Genomic DNA, 12,550 nt, shown 5'->3' with positions numbered 1-12,550 from the left:
ATTTTATATCCTTTGCCTTATTAATATACTAAAATAATGAATCTCTCTTTGGTCTAATACAAGGAACACCTTCTTTCATAAGCTTCTGATTATACTGATGGTGATGATACTCCTTATCTTTATAGAGAATATGTTTATCCTTCAAATTCATCATAAGATAGATACAATTTCTTAATGAAATAATATCTTCATATCTATCCAGTATTTCAAGATCATAATCATCATAAAACAAAATTAATGTTTTTACATATTTATAAGGATCTTTTACCCAGTATTTAAGTTCTAAATGATCTGTTAAAAAATAGACTTCTATATAATTAGCTGAATCATTAATCAAACGACTTAAATAATCACTGAAGTATTCCTGTTCAAATTTTTTAGTCGGCTTAACTGCTTTTAGTATCTTATCAATAAAATTCATTGGTTTCTACTCCACACATTTCTAAATCTTTTTTATTTAATGATGAAAATAATCTAACCGGAAGAGGTTTATTATGATCAGCTATAAATTTTTCCATCCATATCATATTATACCATTGATCAAACTTATAACCTATCTGATGAAATTCTCCTACTGTCTTATAACCCATAGAAACATGAAAATCAATACTACTGTTATCAAGATACTGATTAGGAACAATGGGTGAAGAAATACAGGCATTCATATTAATAATATGTATTTTTAAGCATAGAGCTTCTAATCTCTGATAAAGTGTTTTTCCTACACCGTTATGTCTAAACTTATGATTGACATAGATAGATGCTTCAACACTCCAGTTGTAAGCGTCTCTTTCTTTAAACATACCGGCATAAGCATAGCCTATAATCTTATTATCACTTACAGCAACAATATAAGGATATTTTTCTAATGTCTGTACAATTCTTTTTTCCATTTCTTTCAAGGAAGGAACATTATATTCAAATGTGATTGCAGTATACAGACAATAATAGCTGTAAATATCTCTTATTTGTGCTGTATCATTAATAGATGCTTTTCTGATAATATACTGATTCATATAATCTTCCTCCTCTAAACTTGATAATAACCCGGAACATAAAAGTAAATCAAGTAATAATAATATCTAATAAATAGATGCTTTTTTTAATTGACAGTATGAGTGGTCTATGCTATATTTTTATTCATAGTTGGTCTGGTAGTTCAGTCGGTTTAGAATGCCGCCCTGTCACGGCGGAGGTCGCGGGTTCGAGCCCCGTCCAGACCGCCAGTTATACATTAGCTCCCTTAAGGGGAGTTTTTTTATATATAAATATCTATCAAAAAAAGGTTCTTAAGAACCTAGAAAAAGTATTATAGATGTTGCAATTCCATTTAAAAGCATATGAGTTCCAATACTGCCACAGATATTATCATTATGTTCATATACATAAGCAAAGACTGCACCCATAGCACAATATGGAATCATCTTGAGAAGTTCAACTATATGCCCGGCAAAAACTGCACTCATAACATGAACAAAGCCAAACGCTAAGGCACTCACAAGATAAGCTAAGAAACGATTGTGTTTTCTAATTGCAGTAAAAATTACACCTCTAAAAACAAATTCTTCAGCAATAGGCGCTAAGATAATTGTATTAATTGCCATATAAGCAGGATAATTTTTTAAAATATTTTCTACAGCACTCTGATTAGCACTATTACCTGATGCATTCAGCATTGTTAGTAGAATATTAGATACAATATTAGCACCATAAGATAGTGCAAGACCAATCAAAGCACCTATTAGTATTTTCCCCGGATGTCTAAAGAAATCTTTAAACTGAGGACTTAAAAAATCCCAAAGCAGAATGAGACACACGGAAGCTACAATCAGATCGGCAGTCATATTAATGGATAAGGAAACCCAAATCGCAGAAACTGAAAGGTTAAATGTTAAAATAATAAATTTAGTAATAGCACTTGATATATAAGTTGTGCAATATAAAAACAAAGGCAGGATAACGAAAATTCCCAGTGCAGTTTGTGTTGATGTTAATGTTCGTGTAAATAATGTTTTTGATTTATTTGACATAATAATTCTTCTCCTTAATCCGTTTGATTATAGCACTTATCTACAAAAATTTCTATTTATTATATTACCTTTTTACCTTTATCTTTCTTTCTATTAGTGCTAAAATAGAGAAGTAAAATAGAGGTACTATTATGAACTATTCAAAAACTAAAAATCGTATGACTATATTTTTATCTATTCTATGTGTAATCAGTCTTTCTCTTTTTGGATGTAGTCAGAAAAAGCCTGTTAAAACTCAAAAAGAGACGGAGAAAAAAACAGATAGTGCGATAAAAAAGAAAGAAGAAACTCAAAAAAAGAAAACAGAAGAAACAAAAAAAACGAACACTACAAATACCGGTGAAAAAATCTGTTATATAACTATAGATGACGGTCCTACCAATGTGACACCGCATATTCTTGATGTTTTAGATAAATACAATGTTAAGGCAACTTTCTTTGTGATTGGAGCTACCAGCAAATATAGTCATTATATTAAGAATATTAAAGAACGCGGACATGCGATTGGGGCTCATAGCTATTCTCATGATTATAAATATATTTATGCTTCTAAAGAGAATTTTTATAAAGATTTTAATAAAATTCAGACTCTGATTAAGAAATATACCGGGACTGACACCAAGCTCTTTAGATTCCCCGGCGGTTCAAGCAATGCTATTTCTAAGAAATATTGTAAAGGTATTATGACTTATCTGACTAAAGATTTATTAAAGAAAGGCTATAATTATGTTGACTGGAATGTCAGTACAGGAGATGCCACTTTGAAGCCTTTATCAAAAGCTAAGCTCTTAAGAAATATTAAAACGAGTCAGAAGAATGTTGTTTTACTGATGCATGATAGACCGGAAAGTAGTGCTTATCAAAATTTGAGTTCTATTATTGAATATTATAAAAATCAAGGATATACATTTAAAACACTTGATCAGACAAACTATACATTTCATCATCAAGTTAATAATTAAGTATTTGTAAAGTAAAAAGACAAACTATTGAAATCAAAGTTTGTCTTTTTTAATCTTCAGTCTTTTCTATTATATTTACAAGATCTTGAATATTCTCATTTAATACTTTATTTGTTTGTATCAGCATCTGATGAATTGAATCATCCTTGATATCTTTATTTAAAAGATTATTTGTTGCTTCTACAAATCTAAGATAGCAGTATATTCTTTCTAAATCATTAATATTTTGCAGATGATTAAAAGATTCTATAACAATTTCCATGACTAAAACATTCCCATAAACAATAGAATAATAATCTCTTACAGGCTGTATTCCGTCATCCAGGCTTCTATCTAAAGTTTCTTTTATATCTTTTATGTCTATTATCATACCTGTAAACAGGTTTTTATCAATCATCTTCATGCCCCTTTGTATATCAATCAAAAAATATTTTCTATTTATATATATTTTAATTTTATACAAAGTGTTACTTATAGTCAACATTAACAAGACAATATCAAATAATTATTATATATATTATGTATTCTTTTTATTTTTATAATAATTTCTTGTATCCAAAAGTGTATTAATAGAATCATCAATACTATTCACTAATGTAACTAAGTAACTATATTCCTGCTTATCTGTTTCAATCAGACGTTCCATAATATCAGTTACTGACTGTAGATTTAAAATGGCACCGTCAAACGCTCCATTTACTACTGTCTCATCTATAATCTTATTCATTACAAACCCTCCTTTTCATCTCTTGCATAGAATATTTTATTATTTTTTAGGGGTTTCTACAAGAACTATCGTTCTTTCTTTAAGGTTTTTATTCTAAAAATAAAGTAATACATGTGACAGATCCATATGATAAGTAAAATTGTTCTTCCGGTTATAGTATTTTTCATTAAAAGAAAACCAATTGTCATTAAAAAAGTAACACTGCACATAATTGATATCTTTGTAGATAAAGTCATCGCTTTATCCATTTTAAAGCTTTCCAGATGCTTCTTATAAAGATTTGTATGAATAAACCAATCATGAAGTTTCTGAGACCCCTTAGCATAACAGAATAATGTAGCTAAATAAAATGGAACAGTTGGTAGAAATGGTACAACAATTCCTATACTTCCTAACATTAGACAGATACTGCCTATAATAATCCAGAATATTTTCATAAATAAACTCCTTGTTAGTGATATATAACACACACTACTATAAATAATTATATCCGTCAAACTATCTTATATTGTTAAGCTCATCCTATACAAAAACTATAGTATTAACAGAATAATAATCAATTTCCTTATTCAAGCTAGCATATACGAACATTTGAGTCAACAAGTTTAATAAATTGGTTATAGAAATACAAGACAATAAAAAAGCTTGCATAAAACAAGCTTATTTCCAGATTTTCTTAGCTATATTAAAAACAATATAATTAACACTATAAAGCAACTGCTGAAACCGCCTTAATTGTATGCATACAATTAGCCGCTTCTTTAAACACTAATGAATGACTGATTTTAAAAATCTCATCCGTTACTTCAAATGAGTTTCCATGAAATTTTTCCCCTATTTTCTTTCCAATAAAAGTTTCAAAACTATAATAAGCAGACAAACAGTACATATCAAAGACCTCACTGTTCTTTGTATGATTCATTAATTCTCTATTGACCTGATAATCTTTCATTAAAGCTAATCTTTCTTCTCACATCTTTTCAAACTCATCCATGGATACCCAAATATCTGTATAGATAACATTGACTGATACAATTAATAAAACCTCCTGTTTACTTTATAATCTACCGACATTCAGTAATAAAAGAAGTCACCTATCTTTACGTTTTCTATTATCGTATAACTTAATCTCCTTGATTTTAATTTTAAAAAATATTAATCTACTTTATTGATATTTATAAATGTATAACATAATCAGCTATCGAATTTAAAAATTCTTGGTCATGAGAAACAATGAATATTATTTTATTATCACTTTTGCAGTCATTAATTAGATGTGATATATTCATCATATTGTAATAATCCATTCCGCTGGTAGGTTCATCAAAAAGTATAAGTTTAGAATTCTTACACAATACAGATGCGATTGCCACTCTTTGTTTTTGTCCGCCTGATAAGCTCATTGGATGACGATCCTTAAATTCATACAAATCAAGTTTTCTTAGAATATATTCAACATAACTGTTTTCAATATTTTTTGTTCCAAGACTTACTTCACTTATAACAGAATCGGTAAAAAGCTGATGATTAACATCTTGCATCACAAGAGAGGATATTTTAAGCCTATCTGTTTTTGAAAGCCTTTTACCATCTAAATAAATTTCATCCTTAGATTTTCTTTCTAAGCCTATAAAACACCTCAATAAAGTAGATTTTCCAAGTCCGTTTGTTCCCACTATCCCATAAATTTTTCCCAATTCAAAAGAAATATTTTTAAAAAGCAATTTATTATTTTTGCCATTAAACTTAAATTCAATATTTTTTATCCGGAAACTTCCCTCATTTTGATTTTCAGGCACAATAAGCTCTGTTTTAGTATTATTTCTTAAACCTAATTCATTTAATTTTTCGGATGATATTTTCATAAAATCTGTTTTAGTATATTCGCTTTGTATTTTACCATCTTGAATCAAAAAGACTCTATCTATAATATCCATAAGATAGTATATTCTATGCTCTGAAATAATAAGAGTTTTTCCTTTATTTTTTAGCTTTGTAAGCATTCCTTTTATAATTATAATATTTTCTTCATCAAGATTTGATGAAGGTTCATCCAAAACAATTATTTCCGTTCCGGATATATAACTTGCAGCAATACATAAAATCTGCTTTTCTCCACCTGAAAGCTTGAAAATATCTCTATTTAAAAGGTGTTTTATCGGAAATATATCCAACATATCATTTAGTCTTTCATCCATTTGTTTTTTTGAAAGACCTATGTTTTCTAAATAAAAAAGTAATTCAAGGGTAGTATTTATATTAAAAAAGTGTGTCTTTGGATTCTGAAATACACTTGATACCAAACCGGATATTTCATACAGTCGGAGATTCCTGACATCTCTATTATCTATCCTTATAGTTCCCTCTGTAGTCGCTCCATCATATCGTACAGCTAATCCATTGATAGAATTTATAATTGAAGATTTCCCACTACCACTTTTCCCGGTAAATAATACACATTCTCCTTTCTTTACATTTAAAGAAATGTCTTTTAACACTTTAAGGGAATTTCCATAAGATAGAGATAAATTTTCAATTTCTACCATAAAATTCCTCCTATAATCATAATTAGTATTGAAATTACATAAACAAAATCGATTATTTTTATTTTGACAGATATATACCTTGTTTTTTTAACAGGGTTTTCAATACATTTTGTTTCCGCAGCCTTTGCGATATCATCAGAAATATTGGATGATATAACAAGTAAAGGTACTATTACATATTCAATGTATGAAATCGGATTTTTAAATGTAATTCCTCGTATCCTCATAGCAAGTTTTATATTCCTACTTTCCTCTCTAAACGACGGGAAAAATCTAAACATTACAGCAATTGGTATAGAAACAGAGCGAGGTAATTTAATTTTATCCATTGAAGATATCACACTTCCTACATCTGAAGTTTTTATAAAAAAACTGCCTGCACTAACTGGAATATAAAACATTCTAAATACGACAAACAACATAAAAATCATCAATAAAATCGCATTCATATTTCTAATTACATCAATATTAGGTACTATGAAAGAAAGAAAACCAAAAAACAAGATGTTTTTCAGTGCTTCTTTTTTTAGCCCATTCTTGTAAAAAAGAAGCGAAAGAAGAAATACAATCCCCCATTCAAAATAAACATTTACTTTATAAAATACGGCAAAACCAAGTAAAAAAGAAACGAAAAGCTTACTAATTGGATTGGGATTATATGGATTGTCCAAAAAGACGGGCATTATACAATACCCGCTTTTTCAAAATGCTTTTTAAGAAAAACTTTACCAATATAGGCGCCAAGTACTCCACCGACAATTGCACCAATATAGACCAATATCATACTGCGATAATTTAAAAGTGCGATGAGTTTCATTATATAATCATGTCCCATTCCCCTTGTTTCAGCCAGTTCAATAACTTTGTCTTTAGCAAGCAATATTTGCATAAGAAAGCCGCAAATCCAAGTATTGAACATAGCAAAAGAAAGCATATTATATTTGAAAGATTTATATTCCCCTTTTTTTCTTAAAAGCTCAGCAATTGCCATACTGATTACAACATGTGCCAATATTATATAAGTGTTTCCCATTGCAATAACAATCAGACCGCAGATCAGACCGATTATAAACAATCCCCACGGTTTTTGAACTTTTGCCATAAAAAGCATAATAACTATACCCGTTATGATTCCCGCCAGTGTAGGATATGCCAAGTATAAAATTGGTATCACACCTATCATTCCCGAAAGAAACATAAGCACAAAATATATTACTGTAAATACGCCTATTGTAACTAAATCCTTAATTCTTAATGTTTCAGTTTTCATATTATTCTCCTTAATTATTACTGAATGTTTGATTTTTCCAGCATCGCTCTATAAAAATCTGATGTTTTACAAAGTTCATCATCTGTACCTACCGCCTCTATTTTCCCGGCATTTAATAAAACAATTTTATTTGCATTTCTAATAGTCCTCAACCGGTGAGCAATTACCATAACCGTCTTATCTTTTATGAGTTCGGACAGAGCCTCCTGAATAAGACTCTCATTCTCAACATCAAGAGAAGCGGTAGCCTCGTCGAGAAGTATAATCGGGGCATCTTTTAAAACAGCTCTTGCTATGGATATCCTCTGACGCTCACCACCCGAAAGCCTCTGACCATTTTCACCTATAACAGTATCTATTCCATCAGGCAACTTGTCTATGAAGTCATAGCACCTCGCTATCCTTGCAGCCCTCATTATTTCCTCATCACTCGCATCTTTTTTCCCGATTCTTATGTTATCCTTTATGCTCGAATTAAAGAGGGTTACATCTTGAAATACTATTGAGAAATTTTTAAGAAGAGTTTCCGGATCAATTTTGCTTATATCCTCTCCGCCTATCAAAATCTTTCCGCTGTTTATATCCCAAAACCTTGCGGCAAGTTTAGTAAGGGTTGTTTTTCCACTTCCACTTGAACCGATTAGAGCAGTGATTTCACCCTGCTTTGCCGTAAAGCTGACACCGTTTATAACAGAGTAATCATCATAGCCGAAATGAACATTTTCAAATTCAATATCGTAATTCTTAATATTCATCTGATTTTCACCCTCTTGAATAGGCATGGTTTTAATTTCCTTTATTCTCCCGACAACCGCATCAAGCATCACTATCATGGACATAAAAGTGATTATACCTTCTATAGGAAGATAAATACTTGCTGTCAGCATTAAAAAAGCTACATAAACCAGTATGCTTACCTCACCTGTCATAAGCATATTTACACCGATAATTGCAACACTTATAATACCAAGCTTTAAAATTGCAGTAGCTATTCCTATGAGTATTCCCGCAACAATTTCGCCTTTCGTTTTCTGTTTTGTGGATTTGTTTAATTTTTCAAAAAAATCATTCAGCATCCTGTCTTCTAAATTGTAAGATTTTATTTGTTCAATCTGCTCTATCTTTTCCTGTAAATCATCAAATACTCTGCGATTATCATCTATCCATTCCTGTACTATTTTTTTCTGACTTTTCTTTGATAAAAATATTATTAGAAGTGAAATTGGAATTACCCACAATGCCGCAAGAGCAAGTTTCCAATTGTAGATAATGAGCATTAAAGCAATAACACTTGTAGAGATAGCCGTTGCGTATATGTGAGGAACAGCATGAGAAAAAATTGTTTCATATAAGTTCATGTCATTCATCATCGTTTCTGCAAGATCTGCCAAATCTCTTTTACCAAAATAGGAAAGAGGTAATTTCTTTAATCTTTCTGCTAAATCAATTCTTGAATTGGCACTCTCGTTATACACATTGGTATAGAGTCTTACATAATCCCATCTTGCTATTAAAAACATCATAATCATCATTATTACAATTAATGCAATATAATGAATAGTGGTAAAATTATAACTCTTAATGCCCTTTAAAACACCTATATACTGAAACAAAAACATAAAGGCAATCATTGGCGCAAACAATTTTGTTAAATTGACAAATGTATGAGAAATGATGGCTTTTTTTAAATTTATCGCTCCTTTTTCAGACATAGCGTATCTTTTCATAAAATAAGAAATCATATTTTAACCTCCTATCTTCCAATTTACAGATTTTTGATATTCTTCCCAAAGCCTTTTATAATGTCCGTCCATATCTATTAAATCCGTGTGCCTGCCTTCTTCTACGATTTTACCCTCATCAATAACGAGAATCTTGTCCGCATCTATTACAGTAGACAGTCTGTGAGCAATCATTAACGTTGTCTTGTTTTTTGACAATTTCTTAAAAGACTCTTGAATCAAATGTTCATTTTCAGGATCCGCAAAGGCTGTGGCTTCATCTAAAATAATAATATCTGCATCTTTAAGAAAAGCTCTTGCTATAGAAAGTCTTTGAGCTTCTCCTCCTGAAAAATAGGTTCCCTTTGTTCCGTAAACAGTATCCAGTCCGTTTTCTAATTTTTCTATGATCTCTTTAGAACCCGAATTTTTTAACGCACTATCTATCTCCTCATCTTTTGCATCAGGTTTTCCAATCAAAAGATTTTCTCTTAAACTCATCTTAAATAACTTGGAATTTTGAAAAACAAATGCTATTTTTTTCATTAAAGCCTCTTTTTCAAAGTCTTTTATATTTATTCCACCGATTAAAATTTCACCCGATTTAATATCATAAAATCTTGCAGCAAGCCTTGCTATAGTAGTTTTACCGCTACCGGATGAACCGACTAATGCTACTCTTTCTCCCTTGCTTACTTTAAATGAAATATTATCTAAAACATTTTCACCGCCATAAGAAAAGCTTACATTTTTAAACTCAATCCCAACATCAGAGCTTTTCTTATCTCCATAAACAAAGTCGTCAAAATCAAGTATCTTTTCAATTTTATCTAAAGCTAGCTCTGCAAAATAACTAAATTGTGTAATCGTAGCCGTTCTCATAATAAAAATAGCAAATGTCGGTCCTATCAGAAAATAAATCACAGAATTTGCAACCACATTAGATAAGTTACCATTAAATTTTATTAACAATAAAGCTACAGGTACTAAGAAAAATGCTGTTGATGTAGAAACAGTCTCAAACCATGACATTTTATTTGTATAGCTCATAGTCAGCTTCAGTACATCATCTTTTATTTTTATGATTAATGAATATAACTTATCAAAACTATCGACACTTTGTGCAAACGTTTTTACCACAGGAATTCCTCTGACATATTCCACGGTCTGAGAAGACAAATCGGAAAGTTCTGCATAATACTCATCTTTCATTTTCTTGGTTTCGGATGTCATCATTGCCGACATTAGTATCATGCCGATAATCATCGGTATCATACTTGCAAGACCTAACTTCCAGTCAAACATAAAGAAAAATACAAGTAGTATTATCGGCGATATAACTGTCATCGCCATATCGGGAAGTTGATGTGCTAAAAATGAATGAGTTTCAGATGCGCCAGATACAATTACATTCCTGATTCTTCCACTTTCTTTATTATCAAAATATCCAAGTGGTTTATTCATTAGTTTCTTTACTGAGGTCTTAATAATATTATCTTCCACTTCAAATGCGAAAATATGAGATAAAATAAGACCTATTAAATATATAAATAAACCAAGTCCGGCAAATATCGCCGCATAAATTGAGTTTTCTTTTACATAATCAAAATCCACTATCCCATTTACAATTAAGTTATTCACAATCCTATGAATATAAACCATAGGCATCAAGACCATGATGCCTGATACAGCAGACATAACCATAGCAATATAAAGCAAAAACCTTTTTTTACCGGCATAAGGCATTAACCTTTTTAGTATTGATTTTTTCTTATTCTTCAAAGAATAGCTCCTCCTTTTTGAAATTCAATAAGTCCTAAAAATAGCCTATTCAGACTAATTACAGTGACTTTTTTCAGATCATTTTTTATAAAAACAGATTTTCCCTTGTTTTTATCTTTTATTTATTATATAATGGGCAGAAATTCCAATCAATTAGATATAGCTAACTATGTCTTTTTGGGATAATGTCTATTCGGGATAAAATACAAAAAAGGAGGAATTTATGAGCGTTTTCTATGACTTTGTTAAAAACTTTTTTTCTACAAATGAATGTGTAGGTAATACAAAATACTCTACTGTAGGGCATACATTCCATTTTAATACGGATGATGCAGAAGGCATATTTTGGTTTTATGAAGGAGAAAATTTTACAATCGATATCCATGATGTATTCATAAAAAAAGAAATTATCCATACAAGTTTTTCAGGGTTAGATAATTTTTATTTCCTCTACTCATCTTATTTAGTTACAGCAAACGGTGAATCCTTTAATCCTTATCAAAATCTTTCTTCAAATTCACTTTATGTTATAAATACAAAAAACTCTAAAGACTATAGATTTATACTGCACAAAAACTCTCCCTATTTAGGAATAGGTATAAATTTCAAACAGTCTATGATAGACGAATATCTATCGTCTTGCAAAAATAAAGTTCATAACTATGAAGATTTATTTTTCAATACCAGCACTATTACAAACAAACCATTAGAAAAAATAGCAAGAGATATACTGAATTGTAAAATGGTATCTCCTGCTGCTGAAATTTTTTTTGAATCAAAAGCAAAGGAATGGCTAAGTATAACTATGGACTCATTTTTAAACAAATATAATGATCCAATACCTCTTGCCGATGATGTTGCTCTAAAAAACGTTGTGAATTACATAGATGATCATTATGCAACCTCAATCCCACAAAAAACTTTAGAAAAAATATCTGCTATGAGCGGTACTAAACTCAAAAAATTATTTAAGCAAAAATATCAATGCACCATTACAGAGTATACTCAAAGACGACGAATGAATATGGCAGAAATTCTTCTGTTAAACTCTTCTCTTAAAATTCAGGATATAGCCGAAGCTGTGGGATATTCGTCTCACAGTAAATTTAGTACCTGTTTTAAAAAATACAAAGGATTTTACCCTAAAGATATAAAAAAATATGCGAAAAAATATTCCGGTTCTTCACAACAATGAAAAAGAGATTGATTAATTTCAATCTCTTTTTCTAACTTTATATACCTGCTCTTTTCAGAACCCTTAGTTCTTTCTACTCTCACCTTGCCTTATACCTTTTCTCATATTCCTGTTGTTTCCCAATTTACTTTACGCCTCAAATAATTTTGATAAAATTTGTCTTTTTCTCTCATTGATCTTTCATTCTTCTTCGATCAGTTCTTCCTTTGGCGGTTCATAATCAAATATATTTCTATCTTTTGCTTTGCGATTTGACTGCTTTTTCTATCCCTCTTATAAACGATTATCTTCTCTACAAACTCATTGATCATTGTGGT

14 protein-coding genes, 1 tRNA gene and 1 pseudogene are annotated in these 12,550 nt (G+C 30.3%); 3 read left to right on the top strand and 13 right to left on the bottom strand.

Features of this window, described 5'->3' with window-relative positions; translation table 11 throughout:
* Positions 1-28: 28 nt before the first annotated feature.
* Both HMPREF9943_RS02655 and HMPREF9943_RS02650 read right to left on the bottom strand, forming a co-directional pair.
* Positions 29-421 (bottom strand): hypothetical protein, encoded by a 393-nt coding sequence (locus tag HMPREF9943_RS02655; RefSeq protein ID WP_004801739.1) that lies wholly within the window; start codon positions 419-421, stop codon positions 29-31.
* Positions 408-1,016, bottom strand: coding sequence for a GNAT family N-acetyltransferase (locus HMPREF9943_RS02650; protein WP_004801730.1), 609 nt, complete (start codon positions 1,014-1,016; stop codon positions 408-410). Before HMPREF9943_RS02650 ends, HMPREF9943_RS02655 begins: the two co-directional genes overlap by 14 nt.
* A 132-nt stretch (positions 1,017-1,148) precedes the next feature.
* On the opposite strand from HMPREF9943_RS02650, the gene HMPREF9943_RS02645 reads away from it, so the two are divergent.
* Positions 1,149-1,226: transfer RNA gene (locus HMPREF9943_RS02645), tRNA-Asp, on the top strand.
* Between the two features lie 63 nt (positions 1,227-1,289).
* On the opposite strand, the gene HMPREF9943_RS02640 is transcribed toward HMPREF9943_RS02645, so the two are convergent.
* Positions 1,290-2,030 carry a CPBP family intramembrane glutamic endopeptidase gene (locus tag HMPREF9943_RS02640; RefSeq protein WP_004801728.1) on the bottom strand — a complete coding sequence of 247 codons (741 nt, stop codon included), beginning with the start codon at positions 2,028-2,030 and terminating at the stop codon, positions 1,290-1,292.
* Between the two features lie 131 nt (positions 2,031-2,161).
* Between HMPREF9943_RS02640 and HMPREF9943_RS02635 the strand changes: the two genes are divergently transcribed.
* On the top strand, positions 2,162-2,992 hold the full coding sequence (locus tag HMPREF9943_RS02635) for a polysaccharide deacetylase family protein (RefSeq protein WP_004801727.1): 831 nt from the start codon (positions 2,162-2,164) through the stop codon (positions 2,990-2,992).
* A gap of 49 nt (positions 2,993-3,041) precedes the next feature.
* Here the strand turns inward: HMPREF9943_RS02635 and HMPREF9943_RS02630 are convergent, their stop codons facing one another.
* The 9 genes and pseudogenes from HMPREF9943_RS02630 to HMPREF9943_RS02590 form a co-directional block, all read right to left on the bottom strand.
* Entirely contained in the window at positions 3,042-3,389 is a 348-nt protein-coding gene (locus tag HMPREF9943_RS02630) for a hypothetical protein (protein ID WP_004801725.1), read from the bottom strand.
* Between the two features lie 120 nt (positions 3,390-3,509).
* Complete coding sequence (locus HMPREF9943_RS02625) at positions 3,510-3,719, bottom strand: hypothetical protein (protein WP_004801724.1); 210 nt, start codon at positions 3,717-3,719, stop codon at positions 3,510-3,512.
* A 65-nt stretch (positions 3,720-3,784) separates the two neighbouring features.
* Positions 3,785-4,156, bottom strand: a complete 372-nt coding sequence (locus HMPREF9943_RS02620) for a YbaN family protein (RefSeq protein WP_004801723.1) — start codon at positions 4,154-4,156, stop codon at positions 3,785-3,787.
* A 269-nt stretch (positions 4,157-4,425) separates the two neighbouring features.
* Positions 4,426-4,677 (bottom strand): annotated as a pseudogene (locus HMPREF9943_RS02615) (ornithine carbamoyltransferase); the annotation flags it as partial.
* Positions 4,678-4,894: 217 nt separating this feature from the next.
* Positions 4,895-6,265 carry an ABC transporter ATP-binding protein gene (locus tag HMPREF9943_RS02610; protein ID WP_004801721.1) on the bottom strand — a complete coding sequence of 457 codons (1,371 nt, stop codon included), beginning with the start codon at positions 6,263-6,265 and terminating at the stop codon, positions 4,895-4,897.
* Positions 6,259-6,936, bottom strand: coding sequence for an energy-coupling factor transporter transmembrane component T (locus tag HMPREF9943_RS02605; protein ID WP_196793785.1), 678 nt, complete (start codon positions 6,934-6,936; stop codon positions 6,259-6,261). The genes HMPREF9943_RS02610 and HMPREF9943_RS02605 overlap by 7 nt, the downstream gene beginning before the upstream one ends.
* Positions 6,937-6,947: 11 nt before the next feature.
* The gene (locus tag HMPREF9943_RS02600; protein ID WP_004801719.1) at positions 6,948-7,535 is read right to left on the bottom strand and encodes an MptD family putative ECF transporter S component; all 588 of its coding nucleotides are present in this window, start codon (positions 7,533-7,535) and stop codon (positions 6,948-6,950) included.
* 17 nt (positions 7,536-7,552) lie between these two features.
* Complete coding sequence (locus HMPREF9943_RS02595) at positions 7,553-9,277, bottom strand: ABC transporter ATP-binding protein (RefSeq protein WP_004801718.1); 1,725 nt, start codon at positions 9,275-9,277, stop codon at positions 7,553-7,555.
* A 3-nt stretch (positions 9,278-9,280) separates the two neighbouring features.
* Positions 9,281-11,038, bottom strand: coding sequence for an ABC transporter ATP-binding protein (locus HMPREF9943_RS02590; RefSeq protein WP_004801717.1), 1,758 nt, complete (start codon positions 11,036-11,038; stop codon positions 9,281-9,283).
* Between the two features lie 223 nt (positions 11,039-11,261).
* Between HMPREF9943_RS02590 and HMPREF9943_RS02585 the strand changes: the two genes are divergently transcribed.
* A complete protein-coding gene (locus HMPREF9943_RS02585) occupies positions 11,262-12,233 on the top strand; it encodes a helix-turn-helix domain-containing protein (RefSeq protein ID WP_004801716.1) in 972 nt (323 codons plus the stop codon).
* A 194-nt stretch (positions 12,234-12,427) separates the two neighbouring features.
* Here HMPREF9943_RS02585 and HMPREF9943_RS10475 read toward each other — a convergent pair whose 3' ends face one another.
* Positions 12,428-12,544, bottom strand: a complete 117-nt coding sequence (locus HMPREF9943_RS10475; RefSeq protein WP_241431580.1) for a DUF4368 domain-containing protein — start codon at positions 12,542-12,544, stop codon at positions 12,428-12,430.
* Positions 12,545-12,550 lie beyond the last annotated feature (6 nt).

This window comes from Eggerthia catenaformis OT 569 = DSM 20559 (assembly GCF_000340375.1).
In the GTDB taxonomy this organism is placed as follows: Bacteria; Bacillota_I; Bacilli_A; order Erysipelotrichales; family Coprobacillaceae; genus Eggerthia; species Eggerthia catenaformis.
The sequence above is the reverse complement of the archived record's forward strand: the minus strand, read 5'-3'. Positions and strand labels throughout refer to the sequence as shown.

Excerpts from the sequence above, each read along its gene's own strand:
- HMPREF9943_RS02585 (WP_004801716.1), top strand. The coding sequence starts at position 11,262 with ATGAGCGTTTTCTATGACTTTGTTAAAAACTTTTTTTCTACAAATGAA.
- HMPREF9943_RS02640 (WP_004801728.1), bottom strand. The coding sequence starts at position 2,030 with ATGTCAAATAAATCAAAAACATTATTTACACGAACATTAACATCAACA.
- HMPREF9943_RS02620 (WP_004801723.1), bottom strand. The coding sequence starts at position 4,156 with ATGAAAATATTCTGGATTATTATAGGCAGTATCTGTCTAATGTTAGGA.
- HMPREF9943_RS02650 (WP_004801730.1), bottom strand. The coding sequence starts at position 1,016 with ATGAATCAGTATATTATCAGAAAAGCATCTATTAATGATACAGCACAA.
- HMPREF9943_RS02655 (WP_004801739.1), bottom strand. The coding sequence starts at position 421 with ATGAATTTTATTGATAAGATACTAAAAGCAGTTAAGCCGACTAAAAAA.
- HMPREF9943_RS10475 (WP_241431580.1), bottom strand. The coding sequence starts at position 12,544 with ATGATCAATGAGTTTGTAGAGAAGATAATCGTTTATAAGAGGGATAGA.
- HMPREF9943_RS02610 (WP_004801721.1), bottom strand. The coding sequence starts at position 6,265 with ATGGTAGAAATTGAAAATTTATCTCTATCTTATGGAAATTCCCTTAAA.
- HMPREF9943_RS02635 (WP_004801727.1), top strand. The coding sequence starts at position 2,162 with ATGAACTATTCAAAAACTAAAAATCGTATGACTATATTTTTATCTATT.
- HMPREF9943_RS02595 (WP_004801718.1), bottom strand. The coding sequence starts at position 9,277 with ATGATTTCTTATTTTATGAAAAGATACGCTATGTCTGAAAAAGGAGCG.
- HMPREF9943_RS02600 (WP_004801719.1), bottom strand. The coding sequence starts at position 7,535 with ATGAAAACTGAAACATTAAGAATTAAGGATTTAGTTACAATAGGCGTA.
- HMPREF9943_RS02625 (WP_004801724.1), bottom strand. The coding sequence starts at position 3,719 with ATGAATAAGATTATAGATGAGACAGTAGTAAATGGAGCGTTTGACGGT.
- HMPREF9943_RS02630 (WP_004801725.1), bottom strand. The coding sequence starts at position 3,389 with ATGATTGATAAAAACCTGTTTACAGGTATGATAATAGACATAAAAGAT.